The organism is Kitasatospora sp. NPDC093806, assembly GCF_040683335.1.
Lineage (GTDB): Bacteria > Actinomycetota > Actinomycetes > Streptomycetales > Streptomycetaceae > Kitasatospora.
On sequence record NZ_JBFBDO010000133.1, the window covers coordinates 1 to 19633 of the forward strand.

Consider the following 19633-nt stretch of genomic DNA (forward strand, 5'->3'; position numbering starts at 1 on the left):
GTTCTGAGGTTGCATCTACCGAGCTGGGGGGGGCGCCGGGGCCGGGGGGGGGGGGGGGCCGGGCCGCGACGACCGTACGGCGAGGGGCGCTACGGACGAAGTCCGGCGAACTCGTCGAGTATCGCGACCCGCAGTTCGTGCGCGCCGTCCGGCCGGGTCTGCTCGTAGTACAGGTACCAGCGGCCCCGGGCGGCGACCAGGTCGGCGTAGCGGACGTCCAGCCACGGGCCGTCGGGCGTCAGACGCTCCCAGCCGCGCAGGTCGGCGGAGACGGCCAGGCCGCAGCGCTCCTCGTAGTTCCCGGCGGCGGAGGCCGAGCCGTCGTAGAGGGCGAGCCAGCCGCCCGAGCCGTCGGGCAGGACGGCGGTGATCCGGGACTCGTACGCGTCCCAGGCGGTGTCCGGGCCGACATCCAGGACCTCGGCGGCCCGGCCGGGCGGGGCGGTGAAGCGCAGGCCGTCGGGGGAGTCGGCGAGCGCGGTCGGCTGGACGGTCAGGCCGGTGGTGTGGATGTCGGCCGTGGCGTGGGCACGCGCCCGTTCCCCGGCGGTGAAGGCGCGGGACCGCGAGACGGTCGCGAACAGCCGGACACCGCCGTCGTGTTCGAGCAGGTACGGATCCTTGACGCCCTCGGTGCCGGTGCCGGCGGCGGTGAGCACGGGGGTGCGGGTGGCGAGGTCGAAGGCTTCGGGGGTGTCGGCGCGGACGGCGTCGATCCGCCAGCGGTTGTCGGCCGGGTCGACGTAGCTGAGGTGGAGCAGGTAGCCGCCGTCGCGGCGGAGCAGGGCGAACCGCTCCATGGACGGCGAGCCGAGTTCGGCGCTCTCCACCGACCAGAGGTCGTGGAACTCGACGCCGTCCCGGCTCTCGGCCACCGCGCAGCGCCAGCCGCGGTCGGCTCCGGTGGTCCCGTCGGCTCCGTCGGCTCCGTCGGCTCCGTCGGCTCCAGCGGCTCCGCGCGGGCGGCGTTCCCGGTAGGTGAGCAGGAAGCGGTCCCGGTCGGCCTCGTAGCGCACGCTCGGGCAGCCGGCCCAGTAGCCGGGCTCGGGGCGTTCGGGGGCGCGGACCAGGGCGGATCCGGAGAGGTCGGGCGGGGTGGGGAGGGCGGAGATCGGCATCGCTGGCTGGTCGTCCTCACGGGGGAAGGGGCGGGTTCTCGGACAGGTCCTCCGCCACTTTCTATCAGATCGAAAGAAAGTGGCGGAGAGGAGTGGGGAGCCCCGTGCCCGGGCCGCTGGTCAGCGCAAGCCTCCCGTTACGTCGGGTGATTCTGTGAAGCCCGTGTTTCTCCATGTGGCGATCGGGATACGCGACCCGGCCCGGCCTTGACCCTCATCGAAGGACCGGGGAAAACTTCTTCTCAGAGTCGATCAAAAAAGCGCACCCGAGGAAGCCCCGACCTGATGACAGCCCCCACCACCGACGCACCCGGCTACGGCGGTCTCGGTCTCTACGTCGGCGACATCCACAACCACTGCGGGATCAGCTACGGCCACGGCCCGATCGAGGACGCCTACGCCAACGCCCGCCTCCAGCTCGACTTCGCCAGCGTCACCGGCCACGGCTGGTGGCACGACCTGCCCGAGCGCACCCCGGAGCTGGCCGCCCTGGTCGACTACCACACCGAGGGCTTCGCCCGGCTCGCCGACCGCTGGGAACACGTCCAGGAGGTGACCGCCGCCGCCCACCAGGACGGCCGGTTCGTCACCTTCCAGTCCTTCGAGTGGCACAGCCTCGCGTACGGCGACCACTGCGTGTACTTCGACGGTCCGCGCGGCGAGATCATCCGGGCCGCCGGGCTGGACGAGCTGCGCGCCCGGCTGCGGGCGCTCGCCGCCGCAGGCGTCCGCACCTGGGCGATCCCGCACCACATCGGCTACGGAACCGGGCGGCGCGGCATCGACTGGTCCAGCTATACCGAGGAGTTCGCCCCGGTGGTGGAGATGATGTCGATGCACGGCTGCGCCGAGTCCGACGAGGCGCCGCGCACCTATCTGCACACCATGGGCCCGCGCGACACCGCCGGTACCGCCGTGCACGGGCTCCGGCTCGGCCACCGGTTCGGGCTGATCGGCTCCACCGACCACCACAGCGCCTTCCCCGGCAGCCACGGACACGGCCGACTCGCCGTCTGGGCACCCGAGTTGACCCGGCCGGCGATCTGGGACGCGATCGAGCGGCGCCGCACCTACGCCATCACCGGTGACCGCATCCTGCTCGCCGCCTCCGTCAACGGCGCCCCGATGGGGGCCGAGGCCGAGTCCGCCGACCGCCGCCGGATCCGGGTCACCGTGCACGGCCGGGACGCCCTCGACCACGTCGAGGTGGTCCGCAACGGCGTGCCGATCCACCGGGTCTCCCGGCCCGAACTCCTGGGCGACGGCGCGGCGGAGCCCGGCTTCGACGGCACCCTCGGCTTCGCCGTCGGCTGGGGCCGGCGGGAGGAACCCGTCCAGTGGGACGTCACCCTGCGGGTCGAGGGCGGCGAACTGCGCGACGTCCAGCCCCGGTTGCGCGGTTCGGAGACGGTGGCGCCGGCCGCCGCCGAACCCGCCTCGTACCGGCCGTCGGACTGGTCGCGGACCGGGCCGGGCGAACTGCGGCTGCGCACCGTCACCGAGGGCAACCCGAACACCGCGACCGATGCCACCCAGGGCTTCTCGCTGGCCGTCGTCGGCGACGACCGGACCCGGCTGACGGCCGTGGTCAACGGCGTCGAGACCTCCTACGCGATCGGCGAGCTGCGGGAGGGTCCGCGCAGCGGCTTCACCGGAGGCTTCGTCTCCGGCGCCTACCGCTTCGACCGGGCGGTGCCCGCCCGGGAGCTCACCGCCGAGCTCGACCTGGTCGACGAACGGCCGGGCGGCGACGGCGACTTCTACCACGTCCGGGTCCGGCAGCTGAACGACCAGTGGGCGTGGTCCAGCCCCACCTGGGTCGGCCGGGCGGACGGTGCGGGACGGGTCCACGGCACCGCAGGGCGGACCGCGGGCGCCGGCGCCGTGGCGGCCTCCTGTCGACGGGCCGGCTGACGCCTGGCAACCGTCGTCGGCCGGCCGCCCCGGTCACCGTCACCCGAACCCGCCCGTACCGAGGAGTACCGTGCCCATGTCCCGAGTCCTCTCCCCGTCCCGTTCCCGCGCCGTCCGGCGGGCCGCCGGCACCGCGCTGGCCGCCGCGCTGCTGACCGGCACCCTCGCCGCCCCGGCGGCCCTCGCGAGCACCCCGGCGGCCTCGGCCGCGAGCACCACGACCGCCGCCGCCACCACCGTGTTCGCCGACGACTTCGAGTCCGGCACCGTCGCCAACTGGACCCGGCAGCGGATCGACGGCAACGGCAGCATCACCGTCCCCGGCGCGCCCACCGGCGGCTCGGGTCTGGCCGCCCGGTTCAGCGTCCCGAACGACGGCCAGTCCTACCGCTCCGAGGTGGCCGTCAACGCCCTCGGCTGGGGCAGCTACCGCTTCGCCCTCGCCGACTACCTGCCCGCCGACTGGGTGCAGACCTCCACCGAGACCATCGTCGCCCAGTGGCACGGCTACCCGCTCGCCGACGGCAGCGACACCAAGCCGCCGATCGCGCTCACCGTCAAGGACGGCAACTGGCGGCTCAAGGTGCACTGGCTGACCGACCCGTCCACCGTCCAGGAGGCGGTGATCCCGCTCGGCAGCGTGCAGTTCGGGCACTGGAACCAGTGGGCCTTCGACATCACCTGGTCCACCGACGCCACGCCGGGCTCGGTGACCGTCTACCGCGACGGCGTCCCGGTCGGCGCGCACAGCGGGCTCAACAACTACCACCAGAACCAGGCGCCGTACTTCAAGACCGGCATCTACCGGGCCAATTGGAACCCGGCCAAGGGCCTCCCCTACCCGACCGGCGGGCCCGACGTGGTGCTCTACAGCGACAGCGTGGTCGTCACCAAGTACTGAGCCCGGAGAGCACCGGAACCCGAGGCCCGCCCCCCGGACGCCGGCGCCGCCCCACCGGCGCCGGCCCCATCGAACCCCACCACCAAGAGGTAGCAGCACCATGAGCGAAGCGGCCCGTCACCCGAGCCTGCCCCGAAGAGGCTTCCTCGGCCTGAGCGCCGGAGCGGCCCTGCTGGCGGCGGGCTGCCGCTCGGCCACCGACCCGAACGCGGCCACCGCGCCCGGCGGTTCGGCCGCCACCGCATCCGCGCCCGACCTGCAGATCGTGTACGGCAGCGCGCCCGACCCGACCCAGCTGCTCCACCGCGGCCCGGACACCCCGGCGTTCGTCAACCTCGTCCTGGACCGCCTGGTCGACCTCGACCCGAAGACGCTCCAGCCGGTGCCCTGGCTGGCCACCTCCTGGGAGTGGAGCGCCGACCGGCTGAAGCTGGTGCTGAAGCTGCGCGAGGACGTCACCTTCCACGACGGGCGCCCGCTCGACGCCGACGACGTCGTCTACTCGCTGGTCGGCGCCACCAAGTCGTCCCAGGTCAAGCCGCTGCTGGAGCGCCTGGCCGACGTCAAGGCCAGCGCCCGAAACGAGGTCACCCTCACCCTCGCCAAGCCCACCAGCAACCTCTTCGACGCGCTCGCCTTCAACCCGGTGGTGGACGCCCGGAGTTACGTCGAGGGCCGGGCGAGCGACACGGTCAACGGCACCGGCCCGTTCACCTGGCAGGCCTTCAAGGGCGGCAACCAGCTCGACCTGGCCCGCCACGACCGGTACTGGCAGAGCGGCCGCCCCCGGTTCGAGCGGATCACCGTCCGCTCGGTGACGGGCAGTCAGGCGGCGCTGTCCGCGCTCCAGTCCGGGCAGGCGCACCTGATCGGCGCCGTCCCCGGCCGCGACCTCAAGGTGCTGGCGGGCAACGCCGGCTTCACCGTGCAGTCCGCCAAGGCCTCCTACCAGCAGGCCTTCCTCGGCGTGAACGTCGCGTCCAAGCCCTTCGACGACGTCCGGGTCCGCCAGGCGCTGCAGTACGCGGTGGACCGCGAGCGGATCGTCGCCCAGGTCTACGGCGGACACGCCGAGGCGAGCAGCCTGCCCTGGCCGGCCAACACCCCGGGGGTCACCCCGGACCAGGTCACCCGCTACCGGCACGACCCGGAGAAGGCGCGCGGACTGCTCCGCGAGGCGGGCGCGGAGGGTGCCCGGGTGCCGCTGACCGCCGCCAACTCGCCGATCTTCAGCTCGCTCGTCGAGCTGGTGAAGTACGACCTGGAACAGGCCGGGTTCGCCGTCGACGTCCAGCTGCTGGACAACGCGGCCATCCAGCCCAAGATCCAGCAGGGCACCCTGGAGGGCCTGTTCGTGGCCAACCACGGCATGGTCAGCGTCTCGCCGCTGAGCGGGATCACCGTCTCGGGGCCGCTCCAGGTCGGCCGGAACACCTCGCACGTCACCGACCCCGCCTACGCCGACCTCCAGGCGCGCGGCTTCGCGGCCGCCGACGAGCAGGCCCGGGCGGACGTCAACCACGAGCTCTCCGAGTACCTGCTCGCGCAGTCCTTCCACATCACGCTCGCGCACGCCTGGGAGACCTACGCCTTCGCCTCCTCGGTGCGGGACGTGTCCACCAGCGCGCTCGGCTACCTGAGGCTGACCGACACCCGCCGGGACGGCTGAGCGGCCGCAACGGCCCACCCTTCCCCGCACCCCTGGCACCGACCCCCGGAGAACCCCCGTGCCGTACTGGACCAGAAAGGCCGCCGGAGCGCTGGCCACCCTCTGGCTCGCCTCGGTGGCCGTCTTCCTGCTGCTCCACCTGGCCCCCGGCGACCCGGTCTCCGCCGCCCTCGGCGCCGAGGCCGACCAGGAGCAGCGCGACCACCTCAGCCGGCAGCTCGGGGTGGACCGGCCGCTCCCCGTCCAGTACCTCGGCTGGCTGGGCGGCCTGCTCGGCGGCGACCCCGGGCTCTCCTTCCACTACCGCGAACCGGTCACCCGGATGATCGGCCAGAGCATCGGCTCCACCGTCCAACTCGCCCTGGCGGCGGGCCTGCTGATGCTCGTGCTCGGCCTGCTGCTGGGCGCCGCGCTGGCCGCCGAGCGGCGCGGCCGGCTGGCCCGCGCGCTCGACCCGGTCACCACCGCCGTGCTGGCCCTGCCGGTGTACGTCACCGCCGTGCTCTTCGTCTTCGTCTTCGCCGTCCTGCTGCGCGTGCTGCCGGCCGGCGGGGAGCAGGACCTGTTCACCGCGCCCGACCTCGCCGTGCAGTTCCTGGCCCTGCCCGCCGTCGCGCTCGCCCTGCCCGGCTCGGTGGTGCTCGCCCGGCTGCTCGCCACCGAGATCCGGCGCACCCGGCAGGAGGAGTTCGTGCTCACCGCGATCGCCAAGGGCGCGCCGCCCCGGCGGATCCTGCTGTGGCACGTGGTGCCCAACAGCCTGGCGCCGTTCTGCGTCGAGTTCGGGCTCAACCTGGGCGAGCTGCTCGGCGGCGCCGTCGTCGCCGAGCAGCTGTTCGCCCGGCACGGCCTCGGCCAACTGCTGCTCGACGCGATCAACCAGCGGGACTACCCCGTCGCCCAGACCCTGATCATGCTCGCGGTCGCGGTGGCCGTCACCGTCCAGCTCGGCTCCGAGCTGCTGGTCGGCCGGCTGGACCCGCGGATCGCCCGCGCCGGCACCGGGGAGGCCCGATGAGCACCACCGTCACGTCCGGTTCCGCGGGACGACGCCTGCCCGCCCTGCCCGCCGCGCTGCGCGGCCGGCGCGGCCGCACCGGGGCGGCGCTGGTCGCCCTGGTCGTGCTGCTCGGCCTGCTCGGCCCGCTGCTGCTGGCCGCCGACCCCTACCAGCAGGGCCGCGAGGCGCTGGCCGGCCCGTCCTGGGAGCACCCGCTCGGCACCGACGAGGTCGGCCGCGACCTGCTCGCCCGCGCCCTGTACGGGGTGCGGATCGAACTGCTGGTCTGCCTGCTGGCCGTCCCCGCCGCCGCCGTCCTCGGCACCCTGCTCGGCCTGCTCGGCGGGCTGAACCGGCTGCTCGGCGAGGCCGTCCAGCGCCTCGTCGACCTGCTGCTCGGCTTCCACGGGCTGCTGCTCGGCCTGGCCATCGCGCTGATCGTCAAGCCCGGCCTGGGCAGCGTCGTCGTCACCATCGTGCTCAGCGCGCTGCCCGCCTTCGGCCGGCAGGCCCGGGCCGCCCTGCTCGCCCAGCTCGCCCGCGACCACGTGGTGGCCGCCCGGGTGCTCGGCGTCCCGCGCGGGCGGACCCTGCGCCGGTACGTGCTGCCCAACGTCACCGACGCCGCGACCGCCCTGCTGGCCGTCGCGATGGCGCACGCCGCCAAGATCGAGGGCGGACTGAGCGTGCTCGGCTTCGGCATCCAGCCGCCCACCCCCTCGCTCGGCACGATGATCAACACCGGCTCCAAGTACCTCTTCCTGCACCCCGGTTACGCGCTCGCGCCGGTGCTGCTGCTGGGCCTGCTGGTGTTCGGACTGACCCTGCTCGCCGACTCGTTCAACCGGGAGAGACTGCGGTGACCGCGCCGACGCCCACACCAGCCGCCACCGTCGAACGCCCCCGCCCCGGGCCGCCGTTGCTGGAGGTCGCCGGACTGCGGGTCACCGCCGGACCCCACCAGGTGGTCCACGGCGTCGACTTCACCGTCCGCCCCGGCGAGATCCTCGGCCTGGTCGGTGAGTCCGGCTCCGGCAAGACGCTCACCGCGCTCGCCGCCAACCGGATGCTCCCGCCCGGCTGCCGGACCACCGCCGGCACCGTCCGGCTCGACGGCGCCGACCTGCTCACCCTCCCCGAACCGGCGATGCGGGCCGTCCGCGGCCGCCGGATCGGCATGGTCTTCCAGGACCCGCTGGCCTACCTCAACCCCCGGATGCCGATCGGCCGCCAACTCGCCGAGGCCGCCCGGGTGCACGGCGCGAGCCGGACCGAGGCCCGCGCCCGCGCCCTCGAACTCCTCGACCAGGTCGGCATCCCCGAGCCGGCCCGCCGCTACCGCGACCGCCCGCACGAGTTCTCCGGCGGGATGCGCCAGCGCGTCCTGATCGCCATGGCGATGACCAACCGGCCCGAGCTGCTGATCGCCGACGAGCCCACCACCGCGCTGGACCCGACCACCCAGGCCGACATCCTCGACCTGCTGGTCCGGCTCCGCGACGAGACCGGCACCGCCGTCCTGCTGATCACCCACGACCTCGGCGTGGTCACCCGCACCTGCGACACCGTTCAGGTCATGTACGCCGGGCGGATCGCCGAACGCGCCCCGGCGAAGCGGCTGCTGGCGGCGCCCCGGCACCGGTACACGGCCGGACTGCTGGCCGCCGTCCCCCGGCTGGACGGCCCGCCCGGGCTGCCGCTCACCGTCATCGGCGGCCTCCCGCCGGCCGCTGGGGAGGTGCCGCCCGGGTGCGCCTTCGCGCCGCGCTGCGCCGCGGCTGCGGCGGACTGCGGGGTGACGGCGCCCGGGTGGGTGACGGAGGCGGACGGGGCGGGGGAGCGGGGGTACGCCTGCCACGTTCCGGTGACGGGCGCCACCGCGGCGGCCGTTGAGCCCGCCGCCGCTGAGCCCGCCGCCGTAGCCACCGCCGCCGCCCCAGCCACCGCCGCCGAGCCGGTGCTGGTCGCCGAGAAGCTCACCGTCCGCTACGGTCGCGGCCGTCGCGGCGGGGCGCCCGCGCTCGACGGCGTCAGCCTCGCCGCCGCCCCCGGCCGCGCGGTCGGCGTGATCGGCGAGTCCGGTTCCGGGAAGTCGACGCTCGCCCGGGCGCTGCTCGGCCTGCTCCACCCGCGGTCCGGCACCGTCCGGGTCGGCGGCCGCGCCTGGTCCGAGGTCACCGGGGCGGAGGAACGGGCCCTGCGCCGCCGGGTGCAGTTCGTCTTCCAGGACCCGTACGCCTCGCTCAGCCCCCGGATGACCGTCCGGCAGGCGCTCACCGAGCCGCTGCTCGCCCACGGGCTGCCGCTCGGGCGGACGGACGAACTGGTCGAGCTGGTCGGCCTCCCGGCGGCCGCGCTCGACGCCCGGCCGCACCAGCTGTCCGGGGGCCAGCGCCAGCGGGTGGCGATCGCCCGGGCGCTCGCGGTCGGCCCGGAGGTCCTGGTGGCCGACGAGCCCACCTCGGCGCTGGACGTCTCCGTGCAGGCGCAGATCCTCAACCTGCTGCTCGACCTGCGCCGCCGCACCGGCGTCGGCCTGGTGTTCATCTCGCACGACCTCGCGCTGGTCCGGCACCTGTGTGACGAGGTGCTGGTGATGCGGCACGGCCGGGTGGTCGAACAGGCCCCCGCCGAGCGGCTTTTCACCGCGCCCGAGCACCCGTACACCCGGCAGCTGATCGCCGCCGCCGCGCACTGACCCGCCCCCGCCGCGCGCACTGACCCGCCGCCGCGCACTGACCCGCCCCCGCCCCGTTCACCGACCGACACCGTCCCAGGAGCACCATGACGCCGCCCGCCCTGCCGTCCCGCCGCCGAGTCCTGCTCGGCGCGGGCACGGCGACCGCCCTGACCGCCCTCGCCGCCGTCGGAGCCGGGCCCGCGTGGGCCGGCCCGCGCCCGTCCGGCACCCCGGAGGTCACCGGCCTCGGCCCCGGGAACGCCGACTTCCCGCTGATGAGCGCGACCCTGCTCGGCGAGACACTGTGGATCGGCTCGCGCAACCTGGCCCCCGCCCGGCTGGTCGGCTACCACGTGCCGACCGGCCGGGTCACCGGCACCGCCGTCCTGCCGACCGGCAACTTCGTGCAGGGCTCGGCCGCCCACGGCGGCGCGCTCTACCTCGGCGTGACCGACGCGCCCAAGGCCGTCAACCTCTACCGCTTCGACCCGGCCGACGGCAGCGTGCGCGGTCTGGCGAACGTCCCCGGCGCCGACGTCCGGGACGTCGCGGTCGCCCCCGACGGCGTGGTGTTCGCGACCGGACGGCAGAAGGGGCGGGCCGCCGGCCCCGGCCTGTACGCGTACGACCCGGCGAGCGGTGTGCTCACCGAGGTGGCCTCGCCCGCCCCGGGCGCGACCCAGGGCCGCGCGGTCGAGGCCACCGCCACCCACGCCTACCTGGGCGTCGGCAGCAACCTCGCGGGCGGGGGCGGGGCCACCCTGGCCTCGCTGTTCGCGGTCGAGCGGGCCACCGGCCGGGTCACCGACATCACGCCGCCCGAGCTCGCCGCCGACACGATCATCCGCCAGGTGACCGTCCTCGGAGCCGACCTGCTCGCCGTCTCGACCGAGGGCAAGCCCGCCCACGTCGCCTTCCTCGACCCGGTCACCCACGCCGTGCTGCGGTCCTTCGCGGTGCCCGGCACCAAGAGCGTCACCAACTTCCAACGCCTGGGCGACACCGTCTGGTTCACCTCCACCGAGCACGGCACGGTCTGGCGCCACCGGCTCGGCACCGGCGACCTGGAAGCGTTCGCCGTGCCCGTCCCGGACGGCAACTCCTGGGGCCTCGGCCTGCTCGGCGGCGCCGCGTCCGGTGGCGACCCGGCCGCCGCCACCCTGGCCGGCGTCACCGAGGGCGGCACCGCCTGGACCCTCGCCACCGCCACCGGCGCCGTGACCACCACCGACCTGGTCGCCGCCGGCGCGCCCGCCGAGGCGCAGCTCGGCATGTCGGTGGCCGCCCGGTACGGCCGGGTGTACGTCGGCGGCAACGGCTCCGTCGCGCTGCACGACCTCGACGCCGGGACGGTGCGCAAGCTGCCGGTGCCCGGCGAGGCCAAGGACACCGTGGTCCTCGACGACGGCACGCTCTACCTGGGCGTCTACTCCTCCCAGGGCATCTGGCGGTACCGCCCGGACGAGGACACGGCGCCGGTCCAGGAGGCGGCGCTGCCGCAGGAGCAGAACCGGCCGCAGACGATCCGCTGGGACGAGGAGAACGGTCTGCTGCTGCTCGGCGTGCAGGCCGACACCACCGGCGGCGGTTCCTTCGTCACCTACCGGCCGGGCAGCGGGCGGCCCACCGTGCACGTCGACCCGCTCGGCCCCGAGCAGCTGGTCCGCGCGGTGGCCGCCGGGCACGGGCAGGCCTTCCTCGGCGGCGACAACGCCAAGACCACCGGCCCGCGCGGCGACCTGGCCGCCTGGGACCCGGCGGCCGGGCGCCAGCTCTGGCGGATCCGCACGGACTTCGGTTCGGGCGTCAGCAGCCTGGTGGTGCACGGGCACCGGCTGTTCGGCATCACGGTGGACGGACAGGCCTTCGCGATCGACCTGCGCACCGCCCGGCCGGGCCGGCCGGGTCGTCCGGGCGGCGAGCCGGCGCCGGTGATCGGGGCGCGGGCCGACCTGCGGGCGATCACCTCGGCCAATCCGCGCCTGCTGGTGGCCCGCGGCCGGCTGTACGGGATCAGCGAGCGGACGCTGTTCCGGCTGGACCCCGCGACGCTGGCCGCCACCGTGCTGGTCCGGGTGGACGCCGAGTGGTACAGCGGCGCGCGGGTGGCGGCCGACGAGGAGGGCGTGCTGTACACGCTGCGCGGGCGCGAGCTGATCGCCGTCCGGGACCGCTGAGGACGACGGGTGGGTGGTGGGCGCTCAGGCCGGGCCGAGCGCCCACCCGACCAGTGACAGCGTCGCCATCGAGACCAGGGTGGAGCAGAGCACGGTGTCCCGGGCGAAGGCGGTGCCGTGGCCGTACTCCCGCGCGTAGGTGAAGACGTTCTGCGCGGTCGGCAGGGCGGAGAACAGCACCACGGTGAGCAGTTGGTGCGGCGGCAGGTCGAGCACGAACGCGCCCACCGCCCAGGCGGCCAGCGGCTGGACCAGCGTCTTGGCCGCGACCGCCGCCCCGACCTCCAGGTAGCGGGAGACGCCGGTGACGGCCGGCGGGTGGCAGAGCGAGAGGCCGAGCGCGACCAGGGCGGTCGGCACGGCGGCGCCGCCGAGCATGCCGCAGGAACGATTCAGCACCTCGGGCAGCCGCCATCCGGTCGCCGACAGCACGGCGCCGAGCCCGACCGCCAGCAGGATCGGGTTGCGCAGCGGCAGGGTGAGCGCCGCCCGCAGGCCCGCGCGCCCCGAGTCCAGCACGGTCAGCACGACCGGGGTGACCACCAGGATCTGGAACAGCACCACCGGGCCGACGAACGAGGCGTCGCCGAGCACCTGCACGGCCACCGGGATGCCCAGGTTGGCCGAGTTGACGTAGCCGGCCGCCATCCCGCCCAGCGTCCGTTCGGGCAGGCCGCGTCCGAACAGCCGGTGCGAGACGTACAGCCCGAGACCGCCCGCCACCACCGTGCTCGCGGTGAACGCCAGCATCGACGGGTTGGCGAACCGGTCCAGCGGCGTCCGGGCGATCATCAGGAACAGCGCGGCGGGCATGGCCGCGTGGAAGACGAACCGGTTCAGCACCTGCTCGGCCGCGGCGCCCCGCCCGCCGAGCAGACCGGTGCGGCCGAGCAGGTAGCCGACGCCGGTCAGGGCCCAGATCGGGACGAATCCGGAGAGCAGCGGTAGCAGGCTCGGCATGGCTTCCTCGGTGCGGTCGGCGGCAACGGCGGTGGTGCGGGGACGGACCGCCGTGCAGTCAACCAGGCCGCCGCGCGGGCTTCGCGGGCAGGTCCTAGGATGGGCCGGTGGAGCACGAGAACGATCACGAGAACGATCACGAGCACGAGTACCTGAGCCTGGCCGAGGTCGAACGGATCGCCCGGCGCGCGCACGCGGGGCAGACCGACAAGAACGGCCACCCGTACACCGAGCACCTCGCGGCGGTCGCCCACGGTGTGGCGGCCCGGGGCGGCAGTCCCGAGCAGGTCGCGGCCGGCTGGCTGCACGACGCGATCGAGGACGACGCGCTGAGCCGCGACTGGCTGGCCGGCGCCGCCCTCGACGCGCGCACCAAGGCGATCGTCGACGCGCTCAGCAAGCGCCCCGGCGAGCCCCTGGAGGACTACACCGCGCGCATCCTGGCCACCCCCGGCGCCCTGCTCGTCAAGCAGGCCGATCTCGCGCACAACTCCGACCCGGTCCGGCTGGCGAGCCTCGACCCGGCGACCGCCGAGCGGCTGGCCGCCAAGTACCGCCGCACCCGCGAACTGCTGGGCCTGGACGCCGAATCGGTCTGACGGTCGCTCAACCCGCCGTCGGGGTGGGAACGAACCGGGCGAACGGGTCTCCGGTGCGGGCGCAGTGCTCGGCGAGCAGTCCCCGGAACCGGTCGAGCAGCTCCGAATTCCTGGCGTCCACCGCTAGGTTGACCATCTCGCCCGGGTCGGCGGCGAGGTCGAAGAGCTGCTCGCGGTGGTCGCCCCAGGCGTAGCAGACGTACTTGTGCCGTTGGTCGCGGATCATCCGGCCGAGGGCGTTGTTGAAGCCGGGCAGCTCCCAGCGGGTCTCCGCGACCACCGTCTCCCGCGGTTCCGGCGCGCGCACGCTGCGGCCGGGCAGACCGGGCGGCGCGGCGAGGCCGGCCAGGTCGCAGAGGGTGGGGATGAGGTCCGGGCCGGTCGAGACCAGCCGGTCGCTGACCGCGCCCGCCGCCAGGCCGGGCCCGCTGACCAGCAACGGCACCCGTACCGACTCCTCGAACAGCGCCCACTTCTGGTTCCAGCCGTGCGCGCCGGCGCCGTCGCCGTGGTCGGAGGTGAACGCCACGACCGTCTCCCGGCCGCTCCACCGCCGGTGCTCGCGCAGGCCGGCCAGCACGGTGCCGAGGTTCGCGTCCACCCGCTCGACCAGCGCGTAGTACGCCTGCCGGTAGCGCCGCCAGTCGTCCTCGCGCCACTCGGCGGTGGGGTGGGTGTGCGCCCAGGCCCGCTGGGCGAGCCGGGGGAGCCTGGCCTCGTACGGCGCGGGCGGGAAGTTGGCGGGCAGCGGCGGGCAGTGCTCGACCGGCGGCGGGGCGGGCAGCGGGCCGGTCTTCGGGGCCTGGCCGCGGGCCCATTCGCAGATGCCGTGCGGCTCCAGGAACGACAGCACCAGCAGGAACGGCCGGGGGCGGGGGTGGGAGAGGAAGGTGGCCGCGGCCCGGGCCAGGCCCTCGTCGTCGCCCGCCGGGTGGAGCCGACGGAAGCCGCGGCCCTCGGGCAGGTCGAGTTCGGGCAGGTGCCACTTGCCGCCGTAGACGCAGTCGTAGCCGGCCTCGGCGAACAGCCGGCCGAGCAGCGGCTGCGGGCCGCCCGCGCTGTCGCCGTCGCTGTCGCCGTGGTTCCCGCCGTCGCCCCCGAGGGCGCCCTCGTTGCCGGTGACGCCGAGGGCGCTGGGCAGTTGGCCGGTGAGCAGGCTGGCCCGGGACGGCGCGCAGAGCGGCTGGGCGCAGTACGCCTGCCGGTAGCGGGTGCCGGCGGCGGCCAGCTCGTCCATGTGCGGCGTGGCGAGGTACGGGTTGCCGGCGGCGCTCATCGCGTCGGCGGTCTGCTGGTCGGTCAGGACGACCAGGACGTCCGGCCGTTCGCGGGTGCGGTCCTGCTCGGTCATCGGTCAGGCCATCCGTTCGTAGGCGCGGCGGTCGAGGGCCCAGCGGAGCGGCTCGCCGAGCGTCCACCGCTCGAACTCGTCCACCACCAGGTCGCCGAGGCGGCGGCGTTCGAGGGCCTGGCTGCCGGCCAGGTGCGGGGTGACCACCACGTTCGGCAGGGTGAACAACGGCGAGCCGGGCAGCGGCGGTTCGGGATCGGTGACGTCCAGCACGGCGAACAGGTCGGGCCGTTCGCTCAGCACCTCGATCAGGGCCGGTTCGTCGAGGACGGCGCCGCGCGCGGTGTTGAGCAGGGTGGCGCCGGGCTTCATCGAGGCGAGCAGGCGCCGGCCGACCAGTCCCCGGGTCTCGGGGGTGAGCGGGGTGTGGACGGTCACCACGTCGGCGGTGGCGAAGAGTTCGTCCGGGCCGACCGCGCGCACCCCGGGCGGCGGCGCGGCGTACGGGTCGTGGGCGATGACCTTGACGTCGTATCCGCGCAGCCGTTCGCAGACCAGCCGCCCGGTCGCGCCGAGGGACAGCACGCCGACGGTCGCGCCGTACGCGCCGGGCGCGCGGCCGACCCGGACCGGCGCGCGGGCGGCGCGGGCGGCGAGCACGTGCCGCCAGCCGTCCTTGAGCGCGTAGACGATCTGGGCGACGGTGAACTCGGCGACCGGCAGGGCGTTGGCGTGGGCGGCGGTGACGATCGGGATGCCCGCCGCCCAGAACTCCTCGGTGACGACCCGGCGCACCGACCCGGCGGCGTACAGCACCAGGGTGAGCCGGGGCATCCGGGCCAGCGTCGCGGCGTCCAGCACGGGGCCGCCCCAGCCGGTGCACAGCACCTCGACGTCGCGCAGCGCGTCCGGTGCGGCGGCGAGCCGTTCGGCGCTCCACACCCCGCCGGGCGCGGCCGGGTCCGCGACCTGTTCCGCCCGCGCGACCACCCGGGCGCGCGCCCCGGGCCCGTACACGTCGGGGAAACGGACCGGGTCCATCGCGAAGGCGGCCGCGAACATCCGGGTCTCCTTTGGTCGAGTGCCTCCAGTGCCCACGAGGAGTTTCTATCACACTGAGAAATAGTGGACGAAGGCTCGGCCGGGAGTCCGGCTCCCTGCCGCCTCTCGGCGTCGCCCCTCGGTGTCGCCCCTCGGCGTCGTCCCTCAGCGGGTGATGAACGTGGCCCCGTCGGCGAGCCGGACGGCGGCAGCGGCCGCGCCCACCAACTCCGTCGTGGTCGAGTGCACCACCATCAGCCGTGGCAGCACCGGCACCCGGCCCTGCAGCCGGGACTCGATCGCGGGCAGCATCTCGCCACCGCTCTCCCAGAGCAACCGCCCGCCCAGCGCGATGAGTTCGGGGCCGAGCACACTGGTCAGATTGGCCACCAGCAGGGCCAGGTCGTCGGTGAACTCGTCCACCAGCCGGACCGCCGCCGGCTCGCCCTCCCGGGCCAGCCGGAACAGATCGGCGACCCGCTCGGCCGAGCCGCCCGAGACGGTCAGCCCGGCCTCGGCGATCCGCCGGTCCACGGCGTGGTCGCCGATCCGCGACTGGGTGTCCCCGGTCCGCCCCAACGGCCGGTCCAGCGCCCGCCGGTCGGCCATCAGGTGCCCGAGCGCCCCCGCCGAGCCCAGCCGCCCCCGGTGCAGCCGGCCGCCGAGCACGATCCCCGCGCCGACCTCGATCCCGACCACCACCGCGGCCAGATCGCTCACCCCGGCACCCGCCTCGCCGTGCTGCACGGCCAGCGCGACCAGGTCGACATTGCTCTCGACGGCCACCGGGATGCCCAGCCGCTCCTGGAGCAGCGCCCGCAGCCGCATGCCGGGCCAGTCCAGCGCGGGGGCGAACTCCACCAGCCCGGTCCGGTCCCGCACCACCCCGGGCACCCCGACCACCAGCGCGCGCGGCGCCCCGGCGTGCCGGCCCGCCCATCCGCGCAGGCCGTCGACCAGCGCCAGCAGCGGCCCGCCGAGGTCCTCGGCGGTCGGCTCGCGGTCCCGCTCCGGCCCGAGCCCCGCCGCCCAGTGGTGCTCTGCCTCGTGCAGCACCGTCCCGTGCAGGTCGGCGACCACGCCGACGATCCGGCGCGGGCGCATCGCCACCGCGAGGACGGTCTGCGCCCCGGCGTTGTAGCGGATCAGCTGCGGCGGCCGGCCGCCGCTCGACGGCGCCCGCTCGGCCTCCACGACCACCAGCCCGGCCTCCCGCAGCACCTCGACCAGCCGGTGCACGGTCGCGGTGGACAGCCCGCTCTCGGCCGCCAGTCGCTGCCGGGACAGCGACCCGTGCCGGCGCAGCACCTCCAGCAGCACCGTCTGGTTGACCTGCGCCACGGTCTGCGTGGTGGCGGTCGCGGGGGTGCGGCTGCGCTGGCCGCTCTGGTTGCTCTGGTTGCTCTGGCTGCGGTTTGCCTGCGGCACCGGATGCTCCTCGGGCGGGGCCGGGCGGGGCCCGAGCGGGGCGGGACTTCGTCTCGGCCCGAATATATCCGACGGGGCCCATCCCCACTCCCGCCCCGGAACGCGCGACGAGCCCGGCCGCGCGGATCACGCGCGGCCGGGCTCGTCGGTCACCCCGGTGGTCCCTGTCCGACCCCGGGGTGAGGGGGGACAGGCGGTCCGGAAGTCGCGGGACTTCGCCGGTCGGGTTTAGTACCAGTGGTGGTTCTGCCAGAACGTCCAGGCGGCGTTCGGGCTGCCGTAGCGCTCGTTCATGTAGTCCAGCGCCCACTTGATCTGGGTGGTGGGGTTGGTCTTCCAGTCGGCGCCGTGCGTCGCCATCTTCGAACCCGGCAGCGCCTGCGCCAGGCCGTACGCGCCCGAGGACGGGTTGGTCGCGGTCACGTTCCAGCTGGACTCGTGGGCGATGATCTGGCTGAACGAGGCGAGCTGGCCGGCGGGCACGATCTGCGCGGCGATGGCCTGCGGCGACGCGGTCGCGGCGGAGGCGGTGGCGGGCACCAGGCCGGCGCCGATGGCGGTCAGACCGGCGGCACCGGCAAGAATCGCGGCCGAGGTACGCATACGAAGCTTGAAAGCGGGCATGAAGAACAAGACCTCAATCAGGTTGGGCCGGTGCTCGCCCCGCCCGGACCGTGGCCGGACAGGGGCCGAAACGGTCGCGGGGCGCGCACCGGCGGCAGTTCGCGAACAGCCGCCTCCCGGTGGGACAGGTACCGGTGGCGGCTGACGACTGAGCCATTGTTGCCAGACCGGATCGGCCCCCGCCAAGACCCCCTTGCTACGACCCGCCGTCGTAGCACCGCCGCGCGCCGTCGATTCCAAGGCCCCCTCTCGCCCGCGCGCCCGGCCCTCCCACATCCCCGGACACGACCACTACCCCCCGTCGTGCCCGCGGTTTCCCTGTGACGGCACTCACCGTTTGAACCGTCTCTTCCTCACCCGGCGCCACCCGCCCCACCACACCGTGTCGCCGCCTCTCGGAGACGGCCGTCACAACGCGGGCGCCTCAGAACGGAACGACGACCCCGGCCTCACACAGCAAGCGCAACGCCAGCCCCATGCACTCCCCGGCGATCCAGGTGCCGCTCTTGCCGTCGTCTTCAACGCCGCCGCACGTGCCCACCCCTGGGCACCTCCTAGTCGGCGGCGTTGGCGCGCTCGGCGAGTTGGAGCAGCTCGCTCGGTGCACCCCTCCCGGCGACGAGCACGAGTTCGCGAATCGTCGCGCGGGCGGCGACATGGGTGCGCACGGTCTCAGGCGCCAGCTCTTCAGCCTTGAGGAGCGCGTCCACGGCCTCTCCGAGCTGCCGTCGCTGCGCGTGCGCTCTGCCAAGGTCGATCAGCAGCCGTGCTCTGCGTTCCGGTGAAAGCCTGCTCGCGTCGATGCGCAGGCCGAGGTCAAGTGCCTCGCCGGCATCCCCAAGCTCGACAGCCGTGGAGACGGCCTGGATCTCCACATTGGTGGGCCCGAATTCGAGGTTGAAGTCATTCCGGTCCACGCCGAGGCGCGCCGCGACCGCTCGCGCCTCGGCCACCTCATTCCGCGCCTGCTCGCGCCGACCGGCCCGGGCGGCGGCGAGTGCGAGAACGAGGTGCAGTGAGCCGAGGATGGAGAGCGCCACCGGATCTTCGGCCCCGTTGCTCATTCGCAAGGCGCCCAGCGCGGCGGATGCCGCGTGCTCGGCCTGGTCCAGCCTCCGCAACCTGATGAACGCGTGCGCCAGGCGGTAGATACCGGCGAACACCTGGAGCGGCTGAGCGGACTGCTCGGCCGCTCGGATGGCCCGGTCGGCAGCGACCCACGCCGCGTCGTCCTCATCCTGCCGGACGAACGCCGCAGCGAGAGCCTGATAGGTGCTGCTGAGGAGAAGATGAATCTCGGGGCGGTCCTCCGGCCGCGCCGTCCTGACCGCTCGTTCGAGGGGCGGGAGCGCCCGACCGACGAGGGCGCTCAATTCCGCGAAGCGGGCGGCGTGGGTCAGGTGCCAGATCTCGTCGACCGTGGCGGCGAGCGCGATGAGATCCGGAACCTCGGATGGCCGGTCTCCGCCGAACAACACGTCCAGAGCGGGGTGCCCCGACAACAGGAGCCGCGCCAGGTCGAGATCGTTGGGTGCTTCCTTGTCCGGCGTCGGAGTTGCGGCCGGCGCCGACGGGGCGTCCGGCCGCAGGGTCTGGACCGAGACTCCGAGCCCATCGGCCAGGAGCTGGAGGACATCGAGGCGCACCACAGGCTGGACTCCGCGTTCCACCTGCGAGACCCAGCTCGCCGTTCGGTTGATCGCAGCCGCCAACTGCTCCTGATTCATTCCACGCTGCTTTCGGAGCTGCGCGACACGCGCCCCGAACGCTCGACGGTCGTCCGCCGTCACTGCTCTACCGCCGAGTCGGGGACGCCCTTTCCGGCGACCTCATCAAGGAACGTGACCTCGAACGAGGCGAGGTACTGCTCCCGCTCGGCCAGGAACCGGCGCACGTGCGGCTGCCGTTCATGCTCCTCGAACGCCGCGCGGTCGGCATACAGCTCGTAGAACACACGGACGTTCGGCTCATCCGGGACGGCGTGGTTCACATAGACGAGAGTGCCCGGCTCAAGTGCTCGAATCCCTGCCAGAGCGTCCTCCGCCAGCTCGTCGAAAGCACGAGCTGATGCCACGTCATGAGCCTCGAAGCGCACCACAAGACCGAATCCCATGATCACAACTCCCCTCTCAGGTTCGACCTAGCGTCGCACGGCGCGCCGAGAGTTTGACCAGTACCGCCGCCACCCGCCGGCCCCGGAGTGGGAAGTCGGCCCCACCGACTTCCCACTC

The 19633-nt window shown here is 74.4% G+C and carries 16 protein-coding genes; 8 read left to right on the plus strand and 8 right to left on the minus strand.

Translation table 11 applies throughout. The features are described from left to right. Positions 1-89: 89 nt before the first annotated feature. Positions 90-1118, minus strand: a complete 1029-nt coding sequence (locus tag AB0N76_RS35455; protein ID WP_363564449.1) for a hypothetical protein — start codon at positions 1116-1118, stop codon at positions 90-92. A 285-nt stretch (positions 1119-1403) separates the two neighbouring features. On the opposite strand from AB0N76_RS35455, the gene AB0N76_RS35460 reads away from it, so the two are divergent. The 7 genes from AB0N76_RS35460 (at position 1404) to AB0N76_RS35490 (ending at position 11459) form a co-directional block, all read left to right on the plus strand. Further along, positions 1404-3032 (plus strand): DUF3604 domain-containing protein, encoded by a 1629-nt coding sequence (locus AB0N76_RS35460; protein ID WP_363564451.1) that lies wholly within the window; start codon positions 1404-1406, stop codon positions 3030-3032. Between the two features lie 76 nt (positions 3033-3108). After that, positions 3109-3933, plus strand: a complete 825-nt coding sequence (locus AB0N76_RS35465; RefSeq protein WP_363564453.1) for a polysaccharide lyase — start codon at positions 3109-3111, stop codon at positions 3931-3933. Positions 3934-4033: 100 nt separating this feature from the next. After that, entirely contained in the window at positions 4034-5602 is a 1569-nt protein-coding gene (locus AB0N76_RS35470) for an ABC transporter substrate-binding protein (protein WP_363564455.1), read from the plus strand. Between the two features lie 58 nt (positions 5603-5660). Then, entirely contained in the window at positions 5661-6620 is a 960-nt protein-coding gene (locus AB0N76_RS35475; protein WP_363564457.1) for an ABC transporter permease, read from the plus strand. Then, a complete protein-coding gene (locus AB0N76_RS35480) occupies positions 6617-7465 on the plus strand; it encodes an ABC transporter permease subunit (protein WP_363564459.1) in 849 nt (282 codons plus the stop codon). The genes AB0N76_RS35475 and AB0N76_RS35480 overlap by 4 nt, the downstream gene beginning before the upstream one ends. Then, a complete protein-coding gene (locus tag AB0N76_RS35485) occupies positions 7462-9300 on the plus strand; it encodes an ABC transporter ATP-binding protein (RefSeq protein ID WP_363564461.1) in 1839 nt (612 codons plus the stop codon). The genes AB0N76_RS35480 and AB0N76_RS35485 overlap by 4 nt, the downstream gene beginning before the upstream one ends. A gap of 86 nt (positions 9301-9386) precedes the next feature. Then, complete coding sequence (locus tag AB0N76_RS35490) at positions 9387-11459, plus strand: PQQ-binding-like beta-propeller repeat protein (protein WP_363564463.1); 2073 nt, start codon at positions 9387-9389, stop codon at positions 11457-11459. Between the two features lie 24 nt (positions 11460-11483). Here the strand turns inward: AB0N76_RS35490 and AB0N76_RS35495 are convergent, their stop codons facing one another. Continuing rightward, entirely contained in the window at positions 11484-12419 is a 936-nt protein-coding gene (locus AB0N76_RS35495) for an AEC family transporter (RefSeq protein WP_363564465.1), read from the minus strand. Between the two features lie 107 nt (positions 12420-12526). Between AB0N76_RS35495 and AB0N76_RS35500 the strand changes: the two genes are divergently transcribed. Beyond that, positions 12527-13018, plus strand: a complete 492-nt coding sequence (locus tag AB0N76_RS35500) for an HD domain-containing protein (RefSeq protein WP_363564467.1) — start codon at positions 12527-12529, stop codon at positions 13016-13018. Between the two features lie 7 nt (positions 13019-13025). Here AB0N76_RS35500 and AB0N76_RS35505 read toward each other — a convergent pair whose 3' ends face one another. From AB0N76_RS35505 to AB0N76_RS35530, 6 genes are all read right to left on the minus strand, one after another. Next, positions 13026-14369, minus strand: a complete 1344-nt coding sequence (locus tag AB0N76_RS35505) for a sulfatase-like hydrolase/transferase (protein WP_363564469.1) — start codon at positions 14367-14369, stop codon at positions 13026-13028. Between the two features lie 3 nt (positions 14370-14372). After that, entirely contained in the window at positions 14373-15371 is a 999-nt protein-coding gene (locus AB0N76_RS35510; protein WP_363564471.1) for a hydroxyacid dehydrogenase, read from the minus strand. A 144-nt stretch (positions 15372-15515) separates the two neighbouring features. Continuing rightward, complete coding sequence (locus AB0N76_RS35515; protein WP_363564473.1) at positions 15516-16778, minus strand: ROK family protein; 1263 nt, start codon at positions 16776-16778, stop codon at positions 15516-15518. Between the two features lie 228 nt (positions 16779-17006). Further along, a complete protein-coding gene (locus AB0N76_RS35520) occupies positions 17007-17381 on the minus strand; it encodes a transglycosylase SLT domain-containing protein (protein WP_363564475.1) in 375 nt (124 codons plus the stop codon). Between the two features lie 575 nt (positions 17382-17956). Beyond that, positions 17957-19192, minus strand: coding sequence for a helix-turn-helix transcriptional regulator (locus AB0N76_RS35525; protein ID WP_363564477.1), 1236 nt, complete (start codon positions 19190-19192; stop codon positions 17957-17959). Beyond that, complete coding sequence (locus AB0N76_RS35530; protein WP_363564479.1) at positions 19189-19515, minus strand: antibiotic biosynthesis monooxygenase; 327 nt, start codon at positions 19513-19515, stop codon at positions 19189-19191. The genes AB0N76_RS35525 and AB0N76_RS35530 overlap by 4 nt, the downstream gene beginning before the upstream one ends. Between the last annotated feature and the right edge of the window lie 118 nt (positions 19516-19633).